Genomic DNA, 18,755 nt, shown 5'->3' on the forward strand with positions numbered 1-18,755 from the left:
GCAGCCAGCGTTTTAATGACGCTAAATTTATCAATCTTGTCGTCTATCCGGCCTTTGCGACGCACGCCCGCAGTATCAATCAGCGTGAACTGCTCACCTTCGTAATCGAAGGGAATATAGATACTGTCACGGGTGGTGCCCGGCATGTCGTACGCCAGCACGCGGTCTTCGCCCAGCAGGCGATTCACCAGGGTTGATTTGCCCACGTTTGGGCGACCTATCACGGCAACCTTGGCGCCGCCTTCTTGTTCTGCATCCTCTTCGGTTTCTTCGATGACCGGCAATTGCGCAAAAACTTCGTCGAGCAGCGCGGAAATGCCCTCGCCATGCGCTGAGGAAATACCGTACGGTTGCCCTAAGCCCAAACTATGAAATTCCACGCCGGCAACATTTTTGTCCTGGCGTTCAGTTTTGTTCACCGTTAGAAATACCGGCTTGTTTAGCATGCGCAATTGCTGGGCAATGTCTTGATCGCCGGCACTCAAGCCGCTGAGACCATCGACCACAAACAAAATGGCATCGGCTTCTTCCATCGCCTGTTTTGCCTGTTCGGCGATGTAGGCATCAATGCCATCGCCGCCAGTTAATCCACCGGTATCGACCACGATAAATTGCCTGTCATCGTATTCCGCCCGTCCATAGCGGCGATCGCGGGTTAATCCGGAAATGTCGGCAACCAGCGCATCTCGCGTTTTGGTAAGTCGGTTATAGAGAGTGGACTTCCCCACATTGGGGCGCCCAACCAAAGCAATGACGTGTTTCACGGTAATAAACTCTTTTTACGGTCCGATTCGAACCTAATGACGTTCTTGCAGCACGGCAATCACGCCGCGCCGATAACTAAGGATAATGCGACCATCGACCACTTGGGCGGCATGCGCCATACCAACCGTGTCCGGCCAAAACTGGTCATTCACATGATCCAGTTCATCCGCCAATTCATCCACATGACTGGCCTGCATCACATTTTTTGCCGGCAATTGCGCCAGCAGACTGCCATCGCTGCTATCGACCCAATACAGTATGCCCAGTCGATCACCGACCAGCAGTTTGTTTCCCATCACCACCGGCGCTGTCGCTGCCAGTGCTGACAATAAATCCTGCTTCCACAGTGTCGCACCACTGCTGGCGTCCAGTGCCCACAACTGACCTTCGGTGTCAGTAAGATAAAGCTGTTTGCCGTCTTTCACCAAATTGCGGTAAACCGACATTTCACGAGTCCAGATAGTGCGTCCACTGTCGGCGGCCAATGCCGTCACTCGTCCCTGGTAGCTCGCGACATAAATCACGCCATCGGCATATACCAGATCCGCATCGATATCGACCATGCGCTCCAGTTCCGAACGGCCTCGCGGTACAGCCACCGCCACATCCCAGATTTGTTTGCCATCGTGCTGTGACAGCGCCACTAATTTTCCACTGGCAAAACCCACCACCACCATGTCATTGACCAGCAGCGGCGTGCTGCTGCCACGCAGACTCAGCAGGGGAACAGTGCGATCAAACACCCACAACTGTTTGCCACTGGCGGCCTGCAGCCCGATCACCCGGCCATCGCCAGTACGAACTATCACCCGACCATTGGCCGCCACCGGTGCCGCGAGTACTTCACTGGAGACATCCGTGCGCCACAGCACATCACCGTTTCGCGGATCCAAGGCAATGATCTTGGCGTCGGAGGTACCCAGCAGCAACATACCCTCGCCCAGGGAAGGGCCTGCTGAAAACCGTGCTGGCACACGAACCTGCCAATTAACGCGACCGCTATCGAGGTCATAACTGCTCACCTGGCCACTGGCATCGGCCATGTACACATGGCCATTGTGTACCAGAGGACGATTCGCCAGATACTGATCCAGGTCCGCACCTAATTCATCACCCCACAGCACTTTGACTTTGGCCTGCGGCAACACAGGAACGAACTTCGACAGTTCGTGCACATCAATGTCTTTCGGCGGTGTAGAGCACGCGGCCAGCAACAGCGGCAGCAACAATAGCGCGTGGGCCAGTCTTTTCATTTTAGGACGCCGCCACCAATCCCAAATTATCTATTTTCATCTGCACCAGAGAGCGCAATTGTGAAGCCAATTCCTGATCGTCCAACGCTGTCTGGTAAGCCGTTCTTGCTGCGGCCACATCACCTTTTTGCGCGTACGCATCACCACGAACAACCGCGTAGCTGGAACGGAAACTTTCGGGCACTTCACCACCGAGTTGCGCCAACGCTGCATCCACTTGCTGTTGCGCCAACAGCACTTTGGCCAAACGCAATTTGGCAATCGCCTTCAGCTCGACCTGATCAGCGTGATCTGCCGCCCACTGCAGGCGCAGTTTGGCGTTATCCAGCTCACCTTTTTCAGCTTCAATTTTGGCCAGCGCCAATGCAGCCAACGGCGCATAACCGGAATCACTGTTCTTTTCAATCAAGGCTGATGCCCGGCTGGCCGCGGCTTCCACATCACCACGCTGCAGCTCATCCATCATCTGGCTGTAATCTGCTGAAACACGCGCCTTGGCGGATTCCTGAAAATCCATCCACACCCGACCACCCACAACGCCAGAAATCAAAAACACGACGCCAATCAATGTGATTTTGCCGTACTTTTCCCACCACACTCTCAGTTCTGCAACTTGCTCTTGATCGGTTCTTCCAACCACGGGTCTGCCCTCTGACTATGTTTAAATTTGTTGTGAAAAATATTCGGCGACAGCATCCAACGACATGGAAATCTGCTCACCCTCGCCGCGCAATGGCTTGATCGCCACTTCGTTTCTGCTCACTTCGTCCTCGCCCAGCAGCAACGCCCAACGCGCACCGCAACGATCGGCGCGCTTCATCTGCGCCTTGAAACCACCGCCGCCGGCGTTCGCCAGCAAGCGCAGTGCCGGCATGCGATCGCGCAACTCTTCGGCCAACAACATTCCGCGCTGCTCAGCGACATCCCCCATCATGGCAAGAAATAAATGCGGCTGCCCGGCATCCACCTGCAAACCAACTTCTTCCATGATCGCTACCAAACGTTCCATGCCCATTGCGAAGCCCACTGCCGGTGTTGGCTTGCCGCCCAGATACGACACCAGCCCGTCAAATCGGCCGCCAGCGCAAACCGTCCCTTGCGCACCCAGACGATCCGTCACCCATTCAAAAACGGTGCGACTGTAATAATCCAGACCACGCACCAAACGTGGATTAATCTGGTACTTCACCTTAGCCGCGTCTAACCGCGCCGTCAAAAGCTGAAAATGCGCGCGCGATTCATCATCCAGATAATCCATCAGCACCGGCGCATTTTGCACCACCGCCTGCACTTGTGGATTCTTGCTGTCCAATACGCGCAGGGGATTTCCTTCCAGGCGACGCAAGCTGTCTTCGTCCAGTTGATCCTTGTGCGCACTGAGATATTCAACCAGTTTATCGCGATAAACTGCACGCGCTTCAAGCGAGCCCAAACTGTTTATCTGCAGCGTCACATCGTCGAGCAAGCCCAGCATTTTCCACAGGCGACGCGTCATCAAAATCAGTTCGGCATCAATGTCCGGATCTGCCAGCCCAAACACCTCGACGCCGATTTGGTAAAACTGGCGATAGCGACCTTTTTGCGGCCGCTCATGGCGGAACATCGGACCTTTGTACCACAACCGCTGAGTCTGGTTGTGCAACATGCCATTTTCTATCGCCGCACGAACACAGCCCGCCGTACCTTCGGGACGCAAGGTGAGATTGTCACCGTTGCGGTCTTCAAAGGTGTACATTTCCTTTTCAACGATGTCCGTTACCTCGCCAATCGAGCGCTTGAACAACTCGGTTTTTTCGACGACAGGCAGACGAATTTCCTGGTAACCATAGTTATCAAGCACGCGCCCGACCACTGACTCCAAGTGGTGCCAATAGGGCATATGCTCCGGCAGGATGTCGTGCATCCCGCGAATGGATTTGATTTGATTTGACAACAAACTACTCCGAAGAAACACCGGAAATGCAGCAGCGCAGTTCTAACTGCGCTGCCATCTGATTTACTGCTGTTCCGTGGTGGACAGGTCAGCAAAACCCTCGCTATCGATGCTGTTGTTAGCGCTTGGTGCGGGCAGGGCCAGTTCATTCGTCACCTGGGCAGCACCGTCAGTCGCTACCTCAGCAGACGCGGCAGGTGCCACATCAACCTGTTCTGCGACGGTTTGCTCGGTCGCTGTATTCTCGCCAAAGGTCGAGGCCCACAACACCACCAGCAGAGCACCCACACCAACCAGCGCGTACGACACCCAGCGAACCGGCACCGGGCCGCCATTCACATTTTCGCGCAATGACACGCGCGCCAAGGTCGGTTGATTGCTTTCACCGCCGGCAGCTTCGTACATGCGAACCAGTTCTTGCGCATCCAAATTGAGCATTTCTGCGTAGCGAGCCAAAAAGTTGCGCACAAAAATAGGAGCCGGTAGATTGGCAAAATCGTCCGATTCCAACGCACGCAACTGCTGCACGCTGATTTTCATGCGTGATGCGGCATCCATCTCGCTGATAACCGCTTCCTCGCGGCGACTTTTCAGCAACTTGCCAGGGCCTTCGACGACAGGCGGGTTGGCTGCCTCGCTGGTCACCAGCTCGATATTCGCGCGTTCTTCAGTGGTATTGATTGTCATGGTCTGTTCTCTTCCTCGGTTTGCCTTCTGCTCGGCGGCAGAAAACGTCATCTGTTATTCAGGCTGTGCCAGCTGTATCGCCCAGGGCGATGCCGGAAACTGACTTTTCAGCCGCTGTTCCATTTTTTCTGCGCGGGCAAGTTCACCGCGTGCTTTGGCGACTCTTGCCGCCAACCAGACACTTTCTGCGTTAGCCGGCTGTTTTTGATCGTATCGCTGCAGATAATCCGCAGCGGCAGCGTAATCCTGCTGGTCCACACTCATCCGAGCCAATGCCAGCAAGGACTGCGGCATATCCGGCTGCAATGCCAATGCTTTGGCATAGAGCTCTTTTGCTTTGTCATCTGCCCCCGCGCGCTCGGCACAGTTGCCGGCATTTTCGTAGGCTAGCTGCGGCGTGCGATACCACGGATTGGCCACCGCCTGCACAAAATAGCTCTCGGCGTCCGAATAATCGGTTTTGTTGCACAAGAATACGCCGTAATTGTTGCTGTATTCGCCAAATTCTGCGCTTTCACGCGGCACGTATTGCAGGGCTTTGCGGTAGTAATATTCCGCCTGTTTCAAATCGCCGACGCGGGCATAGGTGGTCGCCAGCAGCTCATGAATCTGGCTATCCTGCGGCTTGGCCGCGGCGGCCTTGCGTAACTTGTCCAGCGCAACATCGTATTGGCCGAGGCGATAATATTTTCCAGCTTCGTCCAGATTGGTTCGCGCCACTTCATCAGGCGAAACAGCCCCGCTTTGCCCCAACGACGCACAGCCAGCGAGCGCCATGATCGCCAAAGCACCAACCAGCCCGAATCTGATTTTCATCGCCCGCTCCCTTTATCGTTGCTGCGCCAAACGAATCGTGCGTCTGGTCTTATCCTGAACCTTGCCGGCCAATTGGCCGCAGGCCGCATCAATATCATCACCCCTGGTTTTACGCACCGTGGTGGTATAACCCGCGTTAATGAGCATGTTCTGGAATCGCAATACGCTGTCGGCGTCCGAGCGCTGATACGGCGAGTTGGGGAAGGGATTAAACGGTATCAAGTTCACCTTGGAAGGAATTCCCTTCAGCAACTTAATCAACTCACGGGCGTGCTGCGGCTGGTCGTTCACTCCCGCCAGCATGACATACTCAAATGTCACTTTAGCACGAGCGGAATCTTTCACGTAGTTGCGACATGCCTCCAGCAGCATTTCGACCGGATATTTGCGATTGAGCGGCACCAGCTCGTCACGCAACTTGTTGTTGGTTGCATGCAGCGACACTGCCAGCGCCACGTCCGTATCCCGTTGCAAATCCATCAGGGCCGGCACCACACCCGCCGTACTGATGGTCACCCGCCGGCGCGACAAGCCAAAGGCATTATCATCCAGCAAAATCTCTATTACTTTTAACACATTATCATAATTGAGCAGTGGTTCGCCCATGCCCATGAAGACAACATTGGAAATAATGCGTTCCGCGTTCGGTTCAAACTGGCCGAGCATTTTCGCTGCCAGCCATACCTGACCGATAATTTCACCGACTGTCAGGTTACGATTAAATCCCTGCTGTGCCGTCGAACAAAACGAACAATTGAGGATGCAGCCCACCTGGGAGGAAATGCACAGCGTGCCGCGATTGACCTCGGGAATGTATACCGTCTCGATACAGTTACCATCCTCCAGGCGCAACAGCCACTTGTGCGTACCATCACTGGCCGCCTGATCGACCACCACCTGCGGCGGACGAATCTCCGCATGTTCGGTCAGGCGCGCGCGCAACTCCTTCGACAGATTGCTCATCTGCTCAAAGTCAGTCACACCCAACTGGTAGATCCATTTAATCAGCTGCGTAGAACGAAAGGGCTTCTCGCCAATTTTGACAAAGAAGCCCTTCAGATCGTCATAGCCGAGATCCAGCAGATTAGTTCGCTGCATCACGTCGGTCATTGCCACATCACTCTTGGGCTTATCGCCCTGTAAAAATTAACGCGTGCGTGGGCACAACTCGGTAGCGCTGAAGAAAAATGCAATTTCGTTCTTCGCATTTTCCAGGCTGTCAGAGCCGTGAACCGCATTTTCATCGATGCTGGAGGCGAAATCCGCACGGATAGTACCTGGAGCCGCATCCTTAGGATTGGTGGCACCCATCACTTCGCGGTGCTTGGCAACGGCATTTTCACCTTCCAGCACCTGGATCATCACAGGACCGGAGGTCATGAAGCTCACCAGATCGTTATAGAATGGACGCGCCTTGTGCACTTCGTAAAAACCGCCCGCCTGGGCTTTGGTCAGGTGCGCCATCTTGGCTGCCACAACGCGCAGACCCGCCTTTTCGAAGCGTGCATAGATTTCACCGATTACATTTTTTGCCACTGCATCGGGCTTGATAATAGAAATAGTACGTTCAATCGCCATCTGTCTCACTCCAAAATAGACCTGAATTCGAAAACGCGTCATTCTATCGTCAGACCCTTGCGCAAGCAAACGCCACGGTGCTATTTCGTTGATCGATCAAGACAAACTGTGACCCAAGTCCAATAAATTCCCTTATCCCCATCCCGGATAGGCCGATTAAAGCACTGGAATAATAGGCAAATACGACCTGGCAGAGCGTTGTTTTAACTGGGTTTTATTGAAATACCCAACTCTGTTAATGGTTCGTTAATCTGTTTTTTGGGATAATACCCCAGCAATTTTATACCTATTTTAAAAGGTTTGGAGCGCCTTCACTCCGCACAGGTCCGCCTTGCGCAGTAAAGGATTATCAAGTAGCTTACACGGGTTTAGCGATAGAGCCAGAGTGTTGACTATGTACAAAAACCTCAGCGTCCTGAGTCTGCTTGCCCCACTACTGCTAGCGGGTTGTGGTGCGGCCAATCTGGGTGATCCTTCACAGGACGCCAACGGCGATGTTACGCCCCCACAACTGACAGCGATCATCATCAATGCCCAACCAGCCGTCGGCGGCAACAAGACCTTGGATGGCGTCAATCTGGATCACGTCACCTTCGTCTTCGACGAGGCCATTGACATCGCTCAGCTCAAAGACTCCAACAATGTCCTTGTGGGCGGTACAAACACTGTCTCCATCAACGGTACCCCCACGACGCTCGTCGGCAACTGGGAATATGACGACACCAGTTTTATGCTGACGTTCAAGCCAACCAATTCACTCTTAGGAAATAACGCAATGGGCGCCGTGATGCTATCTAAAAAGGTTGCCGACCTGGCCGGCAACCTCTACAACGACGGCAGCCAAAATCTGGTAGATCGCGCGCTTTTCGCCACACTCAAAACCCTGGAAGTTACCGTTAGCGTCAATGGACTACTGCCCGCCGGCGCCAACGTCACCGTCACCAACAAGACTCTTAGCAATCTGGCTGACACCCTCACTTTCACTGCGGCTGCCAACAGCGCCACGTTTACCAACGTCCCGGTCATCAATGGCCAAACTTACATAGTTGAAGTCAAGAACACCCAGCAGGTTTGTACCGGCACCGGCACGTTCATCATGGGTTTAACCGCGCCCAGCATCGTCGTAAATTGTTCTGACGTTACTCCGTACTTTGCCAACGCCCCCTACTGGAACGACCGTCTTCAGCCCAAAGCTGATCCAAATACTCCTGGCCCCCTCCCCCTCTGCGACAATACCGTCAACTCGGGCTGTTTCCATGGCGGCATCTACCGTGTTTACGAAACCAGCAACCTTACTAGTTGCGCTGGCGTCAGTATCACTGATGCCCTGTCTGCATTCACCTGGATCTGTCAGACCAAAGCCGACGGATCAGGCATCCAGGCTATTTCCACCGGCTTTGCCGCTGGCAAGGGTCTGCGCGATCTGCTCAATGTGCAAGTCGCCAATCCGATCGAGAACAGTTCAGCGGCTTGGCGCAGCAACAAAATCACGCTTAAACAGAACAACCAAACCTACAGCAGTGCACTGTCTGTGTGGTGGCCCAACACGATCAACCTGACCAGCAGTAGTTTGTTGTCTGCAGGTCGCCATGTTTATGTTTACGTTGACATGGGGATTTCACGATTCTCTACCCCCGCAGTCGACAATAACAACATCGGCAGCATCAGCAACATCAGCTTAGTCATCCCTGCCGGAACGAAACTAGTGGGCAATGTCAATCTGCTCACTCCCCATCTATGGGTTGAGGGCGAATTTATTGGCGCCAGCAACAATGAAGCTGCGCTCACGCTCGGCAGTACCAACTACGCCATTCTGCACAACATCAGAATTCCCTTCAGCAATGGCAGCGGCATATTACTGGACAACGCCACCAACACGCGCAGTGGCGGCACAATCAATATTAACAACGCCAATGGCCATGGCCTGCAGATTACTGACGGTAAGTTCAACGCGCTGAGCAATGTGGTTTTGACCAACAATCTCCAGAATGGCCTATTCATCACCAAGACAGACCAACTTTTCGACGCACAAGTTGACAACATGCTGGAAAATGTTCGTGCGGATAACAATGGCGGCAATGGTATCGAGCTGCGCGACACAAAAAATAATCACATTATCCTGAGCACCGCTTCATCCAACGGTGGCGATGGCCTGCGTTTCAGTAAAAGCAATGCTGCCGCCTTTGGTGCATCATTTAACTACGTGAGCCAATTCACCAGCGTAAACAATGCCGGAGCCGGCATCCGCGCAACAGATAACTTGCTGCTTAACACCATCAACGGTTCGTTTATCACCCTGAACTCTGGCGGCGGCGTCGTCGCAACAACCGCATTCGCCTATTCGCCACTACGGTTTAACCGCAGCGAAATTGCGCATAACGGCACTGGCAACTGCATCATCGACAGTGGCAGTGTTTGCCCCGCCGGCCTCGCTGTCGTCAACCCAGCCAGCATGGCGGATGTGTTCGTTGGCTCCACCGGGCTCTCCGAGCAGTACGGCAACATCAACTTTGGCATCAACGACGGCAAACGCTGGGTTGGCGGAACCTTTGACCTGAATGCCGACCTGGGCGGCGGCGAATGCACTACGCAGAGCGAACCGTGCGTTTTGGTGGATTGGAGCCTCAAGGCAAACAGCTCCTTCCCCAGCCAGAACAGCAACAACACCTTGGCGAAATACGTTGCCGGTTTCGACGACAACAACGTCAATCCTGTTGAGTTCAACTACCAACCTGCCAAAGTCGATCACCTGTACGATGGCCTGGGCAACAGCAATGGTTACTGCTCCGTCGGCGAGGTTTGCACGGACGCTCTAACCATCGGTCACTACCAGCGCCCATAGCAACGCAGTCATGGCAAAACAAAAAAGCCCGGCAATGCCGGGCTTTTTTGTATCTGCGACATTTGCTTAATCGCGTTCGCCAATCCACGCCATCTGAATGGCTTCGAGAATTTTCTCACCTGAGCGCTCAGGCTGATCATCAAATTCCTCTAACTCACACACCCAGGCATGCAAATCGGTAAACCGCACAAAACGCGGATCAACGTCGGGATATTTTTCATCCAGCGCAATCGCTATTTCCAACGAGTCTGTCCAGTTCATAAGCCCTCTAGTGACGCTCCGATACCATGTTGATCGTATACTTGGGAATCTCGACCACCAGATCGTGATCACCCACCTTCGCCTGACAACTCAAACGGGAGTCTGGGTCCAAGCCCCAAGCCTTGTCGAGCAAATCCTCTTCTGTCTCGGTGGCTTCGTTCAAGGAATTCATTCCCTCACGAATATAGACATGACAGGTTGTGCAAGCGCAGGATTTCTCACAAGCATGCTCGATATCCACGTCATTTTTCAACAATACATCGCAAATGGTTTCGCCTTTTTCGGCCTGAACCACTGTGCCATTGGGACACAATTCCTCGTGTGGCAACACAATAATCTGCGGCATAACTACCCTCTAAATTCTTCGAGCTTGTGCCCAGCCAAGGCTTTTTGAATATTCGAATTCATGCGGCGCGCAACATAGTCTGCACAGACCCGCTCCACGTCAACAATCGCAGCCTTAATCGCATCAGCATTGCTGCCGGCGCGTTGTGCAATTAGCGCAGCCAGTGCAGCATCAATTTGCTGCCGCTCATCGGCGCTCAGCAATCGCTCACCATCCTCGGCCAGCGCCGAGGTCAATGCTTCAATTTCGCGATCGGCCTCAACCTGTTGTTCCCGCAATTTGCGTTGTTGCATGTCTTCCGCCGCATGGGCAAAAGAATCACGCAGCATGGTTTCGATTTCACTGTCCGTCAAACCATACGACGGCTTGACCACGATGCTTGCCTCTACACCACTAATCATCTCGCGCGCACTGACGCCTAGCAAACCATCGGCATCCACCTGAAAGGTCACACGAATACGCGCCGCACCCGCCACCATCGGCGGAATACCGCGCAATTCAAATCGCGCCAGTGAGCGACAATCCCCCACTGTTTCGCGCTCGCCTTGCAGCACATGCACCGCCAGGGCGGTTTGGCCGTCTTTAAACGTGGTAAATTCCTGGGCCCGCGCCACTGGAATGGTGGTATTGCGGGGAATAATTTTTTCCACCAAACCACCCATGGTTTCAAGTCCCAGCGACAAGGGAATCACATCGAGCAGCAACATTTCCTCATCAGACTTGTTGCCCACCAGCACGTCGGCTTGCAGCGCAGCACCAATGGCCACCACTTTATCCGGATCAATATTGACCAGAGCATCGCGACCAAAAAACTCACGCACTGCTTCGCGAACAGCCAGCACCCGCGTTGAACCACCCACCAAAACCACTTCTGCAATTTCGTCCTTGCTCACACCTGCATCACGCAGCGCACGACGACACGGAGCCAGCGTCTTTTTGATCAACGGCTCAATCAACTGATTTAACTGCACACGCGTCAATTCACCTTGCCAGGAAAATTCCGCCAGTTGCAACGAAATTGGCGCAACAGCAACATCGGTCAGCATTTCTTTCACGGCGCGCGCCTGCTGCAACACCAAGCGCATCAACTGATGACCTTCATCACCTTTGATACCCGCTTGCTGCATAATCCACTGCGCCACCAGCCTGTCCATGTCATCACCACCCAGCGCAGAATCGCCACCAGTGGCCAACACTTCAAACACGCCTTTGTTCAAACGCAGAATGGAAATATCAAACGTACCGCCGCCCAAGTCGTAGACAGCAATCACGCCCTCGGCACGGGTATCCAAACCATAAGCGACTGCCGCTGCGGTGGGCTCGTTCAACAAACGCAGCACATTCAAACCCGCCAGCTTCGCCGCATCCTTGGTCGCATGACGCTGCGCTTCATCAAAATAAGCCGGCACAGTTATCACTACGCCAACCAAATCGCCGCCGAGTGTTTGCTCCGCACGTTCGCGCAACTGATTGAGAATGGTCGCCGACACTTCGACCGGACTAACATCGCCGGCCACGGTGCGAATTCGCAACATGCCACTTTCGCCGGACAATAATTCATAAGGCGGCTGTTCACCCAGCGTCACAACATCATCCAGTCCACGCCCCATGAAGCGTTTCACCGATGCAATCGTGTTTAGCGGGTCCTGAACAGCGACGGCCAATGCCTCGTGGCCCACGGTCGTTTGACCTGCTGCGTAGTGCACCACCGAGGGCAAAATATGCCGCCCAGTCGCATCAGGCAAGGTTTCGGCAACGCCGCTGCGCACACTCGCCACCAACGAATTGGTGGTTCCCAAGTCGATGCCCGCAGCCAATTTGCGCTGGTGCGGAACCGCGCTTTGTCCTGGTTCAGAGATTTGCAGTAATGCCATGAGGTAAACCGTATTTATTCGTCTAACTGAGCCTCGACCTGCTCAGCATCGTGTTTTAATTTGCTAAAGAATTGTAGTTTACGAACATTCAGCGCAACCCGCTGCAGTGCAGCATCGCTGTTTTCTTCAAAACCTGCACTCAACTCTTTGTGCAGTTGACGCTCCCTGGCATCAATCTGCTCGAGCAGCGTCTGCACTTGATCCGTACTGCCAGCCATTGCTGCATCATCCAATGCTTCGCGCAACTCCATCTGTTCCATCAAAAACGCCGGCGCCATATTGGCATTGCTTTCGATTTGCACATCAACGCCTCGCAACCCCAGCAGATAGACCGATCGCAACAATGGAGATTTCAGGGTGTTGTAGGCATCGTTTATCCGTGCTGCATGTTGCACGGACAGGCGGCGCTCTTTTTCAGAAGAATTGGCAAAACGATCAGGGTGCAAGGCGCGCTGAACCGCGCGATAATTTTCGCTGAGCACAGCGACATCCAAGTCAAAGCTGGCAGAAACACCTAACAGCTCAAAATAATTTTTCTCGTGCTGTATCATCGATAAATCGAATTAAACGGTGAAGCTTTCGCCACAGCCACACTCGCCGGCGACGTTAGGATTGTTGAATTTGAAACCTTCATTCAACCCCTCTTGGCAAAATCCAGCTCGGTACCGTCGATGTACAGCAGGCTTTTCTTATCGACGATGACATTCACGCCATAACTTTCAAAGACTTCATCCGTCTCTTCCACCTGATCGACAAACTCCAGCACATACGCCATACCGGAACAGCCGCTAGGCTTAACGCCCAAACGTAAGCCCACGCCTTTGCCACGATTGGTGAGAAATTTCTTTACCCGCTCAGCAGCGGCAACCGTCATTGTCACAGCCATAACTTTACCTCCGTTAATGATGTGCCGCCCACTGTACAGAATTCAGATCAATACCTTCCTTGTACATATCCCACAATGGCGACATATCCCGCAATTTGGCCACTTTTTCACGCACCAGTTTTACGGTGTAATCAACTTCTTCGGCGGTCGTAAAGCGACCGATAGTGAAACGAATCGAGCTGTGCGCCAGTTCATCGCTGCGACCCAAGGCACGCAGCACGTAGGATGGCTCCAAGCTGGATGAAGTACAGGCTGAACCGGAAGATACCGCGATATCTTTGAGCGCCATGATCAGCGATTCGCCTTCGACAAAATTAAAACTCACGTTCAAATTGCCGGGAATGCGCTGCTCCATATCGCCGTTGACATAGATTTCTTCCAGGTCTTTGATGCCATTCCACAGGCGGTCACGCAGTGCTGTAATGTGAGTGTTATCCTTGGCCATTTCTTCTTTGGCCAATCGAAATGCTTCGCCCATACCAACGATCTGATGCGTTGGCAGCGTACCCGAGCGCAAACCACGCTCGTGACCTCCGCCGTGCATTTGCGCTTCCAAACGCACCCGTGGTTTACGACGCACGTACAGCGCACCAATGCCTTTCGGGCCATAAATTTTATGTGCGGAAAAAGACATCAGATCCACTTTCATGGTTTCCATGTCGATCTCTACCTTGCCCGCACTTTGCGCGCCATCAACATGGAAAATGATGCCGCGAGAACGCGTCATTTCGCCAATCGCGCGAATATCCTGTACCACACCAATTTCGTTATTGACGTGCATGATGGACACCAGCACAGTGTCGTCACGCATCGCGGCTTCAAGCTTGTTCAGGTCGATCAAGCCGCTGGCTTCGGGCTCAAGATAGGTTACTTCAAAACCTTCGCGCTCCAACTGGCGGCAGGTATCCAAAACCGCTTTGTGCTCGGTTTTGCAGGTGATGATGTGCTTGCCTTTTTTGCGATAGAACTGGGCTGCGCCCTTGATCGCCAAGTTGTCTGATTCGGTTGCGCCAGAAGTCCAAACAATTTCACGCGGATCGGCATTAATCAGATCAGCGACATTTTTACGAGCGGTTTCCACCGCTTCGTCAGCCGCCCAGCCAAATGCATGTGAGCGCGACGCAGGGTTACCAAACTGGCCATCCAGCGTCAGGTATTCCATCATTTTTTTTGCGACACGCGGATCAACTGGCGTTGTTGCAGAATAATCCAGATAGATTGGCAACTTCATTTCTTGCGTTACTCCATCAAAGTCTTCATCTAAACCAACACTGCCGACAGGGAACGCAGCATGGAGATTTGCTGCTGCAGCGCCTGTAAAAAAGCATGAATGTCGTCAGCACTGGTTGCCCGCCCTAAACTGACGCGGATCGCGCCACGAGCGATGTCTTTTTCAACCCCCATGGCCATCAGCACATGCGAAGGTTGTTCACTTTTGCTGGCACAGGCTGAACCGCTCGATACGGCAAAACCTGCCAGATCCAAATTCATTAGTAGCGTTTCACCGTCAATGCCGGCAACGCTGAAAAAACTGGTGTTAGGTAAGCGGTCTGCATGTCTGGCAAAAACCACCACGCCGCCAAGTTGCATCAACCCTTGCTCGAGCTGATCGCGCAACTGTTGTAACCGCGTCATTTGTTGCAAATTCGCTTTGGCGATTTCCGCCGCCTTGCCAAAACCGACAATGGCCGCAACATTTTCCGTCCCTGACCGCAGCCCTTTTTCCTGACCACCGCCGTAAATTTGCGGTTCCAGCTTTAGCTGCTTGTCCATCACCAAGGCACCAACACCTTTGGGACCATAAATCTTGTGCGCCGATAGCGTCATCATCTGCACGCCCAGGCCACGAAAATCGACGGGAATTTTGCCCAGCGCCTGCACTGCATCGGTGTGCACTACCGCTCCGTGCGCTCGCGCCAAGACCGCGATTTCCTGCACCTGCTGCAACACGCCCGTTTCGTTGTTGGCCAGCATCACCGACAACAACCCCAAGCCTTGTTGCAATGACGTCCGCAGCGCAGACTGGCGCAACAAACCATCGGGACCGGTTGCCAGCTCGTCAAACCGCACACCCTGGCGCTGCAATGCGTAGCACGCTTCCAGCACCGCAGGATGTTCAATCGCGCTACAGGCAATGTGCGAAAAGCCCATGCCGCGCGCGCATCCCAGAATAGCCAGACTGTTCGCCTCGCTGCCACCACTGGTAAACACCACCTGCGAAGGATGTGCATTCACCAACGCAGCAACCTGTTCACGGGCCACATCCATCGCGGCGCGGGCTTGTCGCCCTGGCGCATGGACCGCTGACGGATTGGCACTGAGCGTTTGCAAAAACGGCAACATCGCCTCCAACACCAACGAATCCACCGGCGTTGTCGCGTTGTAATCCAGGTAAACCGTCATGGCGCAACCCTCGCAATCAGGGTGCGGCGATTAGCTGTTTACCGCCGCCTGTTGTGCGTTACCTTCACCATTGATCACGCGCTCTTTTTGGCGCAGTGCCACTTCCTGCACACCGCGATTGGCTACCAATTTGCCCAGCGTGATGTTATTCAGGAAACTCTGGATCTGGCCACTCAAGTCGCACCACAGTTCGTGGGTAAGACAGTTGCCGTCACCCTGGCAGTTGCCCTTGCCGGCGCAACGGGTCACGTCAATGCTCTCATCCACAGCGGCAATCACTTCAGCGATGGAAATCTCGTCGGAACCACGGCTCAGACGGTAACCACCGCCAGGACCACGGGCGCTGTCCACCAGGCCGCGCTTACGCAGCTTGGAAAACAACTGCTCCAGGTAGGACAAAGAGATCCCCTGACGCTTGGAAATATCCGACAGAGTGATCGGACCTTCGTTGTAGTTAATTGCCAGATCCAGCATTGCGGTGACCGCGTAGCGGCCTTTTGTCGTCAATCGCATAGTCTTCTCTCTAAGGTTTTTTGCGAAACTTCGCACTCTGTTTAACTATGCTTATTGTTGCTTATCTGACTAAACTTGTCAATTTTTTAACCCTTCGAGTTCAAGTGAAATTAAACCCGATTCTTCGCACTCAGCGCAGCGTCTCATCCTGGACCGAGCCCTGACCTTCAGGACTGTCGATACTGCACGAGTCCAGCTCCGGCATGCGCCCTTCCGGCACCTCAGCACCTATGGCCTTGAGCGCGTGGCAAATCTGCTCCATTCGCTCATCCATCAGATGAATATGGTCCAGCATGGCGTTCACTGCGTGGGCCACCGGATCCGGCATGTCCGGCGTGGTGCCATAGGCATCAAAGCCGATTTTCGCGGCTATTTTCTGGCGCTTTTCATCCATTTCTGGCTTTTTAGCGACAATTCGTCCTGGCACACCGACCACCGTCGCTGCCGCAGGTACGCTTTTGACCACCACTGCGTTTGAGCCAATCCGCGCCCCGGTGCCGATCTCGATCGGCCCCAGCACCTTGGCGCCCGCGCCGACCACCACATCGTTACCCAGCGTGGGGTGGCGTTTACCCTTTTTCCAGGACGTGCCGCCCAGGGTCACGCCATGATACAAGGTGACATCGTCACCGATCTGCGCCGTCTCGCCGATCACCACCCCCATGCCGTGGTCGATAAAAAATCGCCGGCCTATGGTCGCGCCCGGATGAATCTCGATTCCGGTAAACCAGCGCCCCACCCCGGAAATAAACCGCGCCAACCACAGCAGCCGGTGCCGCCAGAACCAGTTGGCCAGGCGGTGCGCCCACAGCGCGTGCAGCCCAGGGTAGGTGGTCAATACTTCAAAACTGTTGCGCGCCGCCGGATCACGGTCAAATACGCAACGGATGTCTTCTCGGATTCGTGCAAACATGAAATTCCGTCTTTACCGCTATTTCTTAGTTATATGGTCAACTTCTTTGTTTAACAAGTCCAGTCGATCTTTCATCCACTGGTACTTTTTCCCTTTGGCGGCGCTGAGAATACCATGCAGGATGTCCAGTTCGGTCAAGCTGGGACGGGCGCGCTGGTATAAACGGCGCAGTCGGCGCATCAATTTGACATTACTTTCATCCATAAACCCCAATTCCTGCATGGTCACCTGCAGGTTCTGGAAGTAGCCCTCCATGCGCGCCACATCCGCCAGCTCCTCGTCCACCGCCTCGGCCGGCTGCGCCGCCAATGACGCCATCTGGATTTCGTAGGTCACCACCTGAATTGCCGCCGCCACATTGAGCGACTGGAAATGGGGGTTGGTCGGGATGTGCATCAAATAGTGGCAACGATCCAGCTCCTCGTTGGTCAGGCCGGAGTGCTCGCGGCCGAACAGAACCGCCACCTGCAGCCCGGCCTGAGCCTCGGCCACTGCCTTTTGGCCACATTCGCGGGCATCCAGCTGCGGCCACTCGACGCTGCGCAGCCGGGCGCTGGCACCGATCACCAGTTGGCAATCAGCCACCGCCTCGTCCAGCGAGGCACACACCCGCGCCGTCGCCAGCAGATCATCTGCGCCGGAAGCCCGCGCCGTGGCCTCTTCCGCCGGAAATTGCTTGGGATTCACCAGCACCAGCCGGTGCAGTGACATGTTTTTCATGGCTCGCGCCGCCGCGCCGATATTACCGGGGTGACTGGTCTCAATCATGACCACACGGATGTTGCTGACAAAATTCATAAAACCCTTAGATTGCTATCAGAAAGCGTAAGCCCTAAAATACGCGGCCCGCAGCGATAGCCGCAATGTAACAATCCCGGAGAAACGTGATGCATCCCACCCTGAATATCGCAACCCGCGCGGCCCGCAGTGCCGGTCAAGTGATTTTACGCTCAGTCAATCACATAGACACTCTGAATATTTCAGAAAAGCAGGCCAACGACTACGTTACCGAAGTCGACAAACGTGCGGAAGTGGAAATCATCAATGTGATTCGCCGCGCCTACCCCGACCACGCCATTCTTGCTGAAGAGAGCGGCGCCAGTGGCGAGGGCGATTTCCAGTGGATCATTGACCCCCTGGACGGCACCACCAACTTTTTACGCGGCATTCCGCAGTTCTCCGTGTCCATCGCCATGCTGCACAAAGGCAAGCTGGAACTGGGCGTAGTGTACGACCCGGTCAAGGACGAAATGTTCATGGCCTACCGTGGCAACGGTGCCCAGCTCAATGACCGCCGCATCCGGGTTACCGCACGCAAAACCATGCGTGGCGCACTGCTGGGCACGGGTTTCCCGTTCCGTCCAGACCAGGACCTGGATCGCTACCTCAAGACGCTCAAAGCTCTGATCCCCGACACTGCTGGCATTCGTCGCCCAGGTTCGGCAGCACTGGATCTGGCCTACGTGGCCGCCGGTCGTTATGACGCGTTCTGGGAACTGGGCCTGAATCGTTGGGACATGGCGGCTGGCGCACTGATCGTGCGCGAAGCCGGCGGCGCCGTAACCGACATTGATGGCACGGACAGCTTCCTGGATAGCGGCGACCTGCTGGCGTCCAACCTGCGCCTGCACGAAATCATGCTCAAGCGCCTGCGCGACGCATAATCATCGATTTTTCGCGGCTCG

At 54.4% G+C, this 18,755-nt stretch carries 19 protein-coding genes and 1 pseudogene; 2 read left to right on the forward strand and 18 right to left on the reverse strand.

Annotated features, from left to right (window positions below):
- The 8 genes from der to ndk form a co-directional block, all read right to left on the reverse strand.
- On the reverse strand, window positions 1–764 hold a 764-nt coding region (gene der / locus OEW58_06890), incomplete at its 3' end, for a ribosome biogenesis GTPase Der (protein ID MDH5301071.1).
- A 33-nt stretch (window positions 765–797) separates the two neighbouring features.
- On the reverse strand, window positions 798–2,018 hold the full coding sequence (bamB, locus tag OEW58_06895; protein MDH5301072.1) for an outer membrane protein assembly factor BamB: 1,221 nt from the start codon (window positions 2,016–2,018) through the stop codon (window positions 798–800).
- A gap of 1 nt (window position 2,019) precedes the next feature.
- Complete coding sequence (locus tag OEW58_06900) at window positions 2,020–2,658, reverse strand: tetratricopeptide repeat protein (protein ID MDH5301073.1); 639 nt, start codon at window positions 2,656–2,658, stop codon at window positions 2,020–2,022.
- Between the two features lie 21 nt (window positions 2,659–2,679).
- Window positions 2,680–3,951 carry a histidine--tRNA ligase gene (gene hisS / locus OEW58_06905; protein MDH5301074.1) on the reverse strand — a complete coding sequence of 424 codons (1,272 nt, stop codon included), beginning with the start codon at window positions 3,949–3,951 and terminating at the stop codon, window positions 2,680–2,682.
- A gap of 63 nt (window positions 3,952–4,014) precedes the next feature.
- On the reverse strand, window positions 4,015–4,638 hold the full coding sequence (locus OEW58_06910; protein MDH5301075.1) for a helix-turn-helix domain-containing protein: 624 nt from the start codon (window positions 4,636–4,638) through the stop codon (window positions 4,015–4,017).
- Window positions 4,639–4,692: 54 nt separating this feature from the next.
- On the reverse strand, window positions 4,693–5,454 hold the full coding sequence (gene pilW, locus OEW58_06915) for a type IV pilus biogenesis/stability protein PilW (protein MDH5301076.1): 762 nt from the start codon (window positions 5,452–5,454) through the stop codon (window positions 4,693–4,695).
- A 12-nt stretch (window positions 5,455–5,466) separates the two neighbouring features.
- Window positions 5,467–6,564: a 23S rRNA (adenine(2503)-C(2))-methyltransferase RlmN gene (gene rlmN / locus OEW58_06920; GenBank protein MDH5301077.1), complete on the reverse strand. Its 1,098-nt coding sequence runs from the start codon at window positions 6,562–6,564 to the stop codon at window positions 5,467–5,469.
- Between the two features lie 36 nt (window positions 6,565–6,600).
- Window positions 6,601–7,032 (reverse strand): nucleoside-diphosphate kinase, encoded by a 432-nt coding sequence (ndk, locus tag OEW58_06925; protein MDH5301078.1) that lies wholly within the window; start codon window positions 7,030–7,032, stop codon window positions 6,601–6,603.
- A 394-nt stretch (window positions 7,033–7,426) separates the two neighbouring features.
- On the opposite strand from ndk, the gene OEW58_06930 reads away from it, so the two are divergent.
- Complete coding sequence (locus OEW58_06930) at window positions 7,427–9,874, forward strand: right-handed parallel beta-helix repeat-containing protein (GenBank protein ID MDH5301079.1); 2,448 nt, start codon at window positions 7,427–7,429, stop codon at window positions 9,872–9,874.
- A gap of 66 nt (window positions 9,875–9,940) precedes the next feature.
- Here OEW58_06930 and iscX read toward each other — a convergent pair whose 3' ends face one another.
- From iscX to OEW58_06980, 10 genes and pseudogenes are all read right to left on the reverse strand, one after another.
- Window positions 9,941–10,135, reverse strand: coding sequence for a Fe-S cluster assembly protein IscX (gene iscX / locus OEW58_06935; GenBank protein MDH5301080.1), 195 nt, complete (start codon window positions 10,133–10,135; stop codon window positions 9,941–9,943).
- A 7-nt stretch (window positions 10,136–10,142) separates the two neighbouring features.
- A complete protein-coding gene (gene fdx / locus OEW58_06940) occupies window positions 10,143–10,481 on the reverse strand; it encodes an ISC system 2Fe-2S type ferredoxin (GenBank protein ID MDH5301081.1) in 339 nt (112 codons plus the stop codon).
- 2 nt (window positions 10,482–10,483) lie between these two features.
- On the reverse strand, window positions 10,484–12,355 hold the full coding sequence (gene hscA, locus OEW58_06945; protein MDH5301082.1) for a Fe-S protein assembly chaperone HscA: 1,872 nt from the start codon (window positions 12,353–12,355) through the stop codon (window positions 10,484–10,486).
- A gap of 14 nt (window positions 12,356–12,369) precedes the next feature.
- Window positions 12,370–12,906 carry a Fe-S protein assembly co-chaperone HscB gene (hscB, locus tag OEW58_06950; protein ID MDH5301083.1) on the reverse strand — a complete coding sequence of 179 codons (537 nt, stop codon included), beginning with the start codon at window positions 12,904–12,906 and terminating at the stop codon, window positions 12,370–12,372.
- 12 nt (window positions 12,907–12,918) lie between these two features.
- A pseudogene (gene iscA, locus OEW58_06955) lies at window positions 12,919–13,241 on the reverse strand (iron-sulfur cluster assembly protein IscA).
- A gap of 13 nt (window positions 13,242–13,254) precedes the next feature.
- Window positions 13,255–14,472, reverse strand: coding sequence for an IscS subfamily cysteine desulfurase (locus tag OEW58_06960; GenBank protein MDH5301084.1), 1,218 nt, complete (start codon window positions 14,470–14,472; stop codon window positions 13,255–13,257).
- A 29-nt stretch (window positions 14,473–14,501) separates the two neighbouring features.
- Window positions 14,502–15,644 (reverse strand): cysteine desulfurase, encoded by a 1,143-nt coding sequence (locus OEW58_06965; protein MDH5301085.1) that lies wholly within the window; start codon window positions 15,642–15,644, stop codon window positions 14,502–14,504.
- Between the two features lie 30 nt (window positions 15,645–15,674).
- Window positions 15,675–16,157 carry a Fe-S cluster assembly transcriptional regulator IscR gene (iscR, locus tag OEW58_06970; GenBank protein MDH5301086.1) on the reverse strand — a complete coding sequence of 161 codons (483 nt, stop codon included), beginning with the start codon at window positions 16,155–16,157 and terminating at the stop codon, window positions 15,675–15,677.
- A 130-nt stretch (window positions 16,158–16,287) separates the two neighbouring features.
- The gene (gene cysE / locus OEW58_06975; protein MDH5301087.1) at window positions 16,288–17,070 is read right to left on the reverse strand and encodes a serine O-acetyltransferase; all 783 of its coding nucleotides are present in this window, start codon (window positions 17,068–17,070) and stop codon (window positions 16,288–16,290) included.
- 18 nt (window positions 17,071–17,088) lie between these two features.
- Complete coding sequence (locus OEW58_06980; protein MDH5301088.1) at window positions 17,089–17,868, reverse strand: RNA methyltransferase; 780 nt, start codon at window positions 17,866–17,868, stop codon at window positions 17,089–17,091.
- A gap of 89 nt (window positions 17,869–17,957) precedes the next feature.
- Between OEW58_06980 and OEW58_06985 the strand changes: the two genes are divergently transcribed.
- Window positions 17,958–18,734, forward strand: coding sequence for an inositol monophosphatase (locus OEW58_06985; GenBank protein MDH5301089.1), 777 nt, complete (start codon window positions 17,958–17,960; stop codon window positions 18,732–18,734).
- The last annotated feature ends 21 nt before the right edge of the window (window positions 18,735–18,755 follow it).

It is taken from the genome of Gammaproteobacteria bacterium, assembly GCA_029884425.1.
Classification (GTDB): Bacteria; Pseudomonadota; Gammaproteobacteria; order S012-40; family S012-40; genus JAOUHV01.